Here is a 459-nt window from a genome sequence, read left to right as displayed (position 1 = left end):
TTAGAGAAGACAGCGATCAGGACGTGGGCTCGTCGACGAGATCGATGGTGACGGTGAACTCCTCTGTCGCGTTTTCGAATAGCCTGATCCCCGAGTCGATGTGACCCAGCTTGACGAGTCCGGAGGCGTAGTCGAAGTCCCGATAGAATATCGCGAGATTTCCCCACGGCGCATAGTACGTGATGTCCCCGACCTCGGGGTTGAGACCGGTCGAGGCGTCGTCCGTGGACAAGCGACGGGGGAGGTCGCAAACCTTCTCGGTCTCCTCGTAATCGCGAAGCGTCACGGTGAGTGGCAGCAGAGCGCGGAAATCATGGCTCGTGGTATTATCTACGAGGCTGCCCGTGAGGACTGTGTCCCCGATGGTCAATCGAAGCTCCATAGTGGTCGTACTTCCGTGGCTTTGCTATTGGCTGTTCTCACCGGTCGTCATCAGAGCCATCCACCGTTATCGATTTG

1 protein-coding gene is annotated in these 459 nt (G+C 57.5%); it reads right to left on the bottom strand.

Going from position 1 to position 459, the window contains the following annotated elements:
* Positions 1 to 16: 16 nt before the first annotated feature.
* Positions 17 to 382 carry a cyclophilin-like fold protein gene (locus tag DVK01_RS21350; RefSeq protein WP_115861580.1) on the bottom strand — a complete coding sequence of 122 codons (366 nt, stop codon included), beginning with the start codon at positions 380 to 382 and terminating at the stop codon, positions 17 to 19.
* Between the last annotated feature and the right edge of the window lie 77 nt (positions 383 to 459).

The sequence above is a fragment of the Haloarcula sp. Atlit-120R genome, assembly GCF_003665885.1.
GTDB lineage: Archaea > Halobacteriota > Halobacteria > Halobacteriales > Haloarculaceae > Haloarcula > Haloarcula taiwanensis.
Note: the sequence above shows the minus strand (reverse complement) of the source record. Positions and strands in the feature narration are given on the sequence as shown.

What these genes read in the sequence shown, in the direction of transcription:
- DVK01_RS21350 (WP_115861580.1), bottom strand. Translation starts at nt 382, where the DNA reads ATGGAGCTTCGATTGACCATCGGGGACACAGTCCTCACGGGCAGCCTC.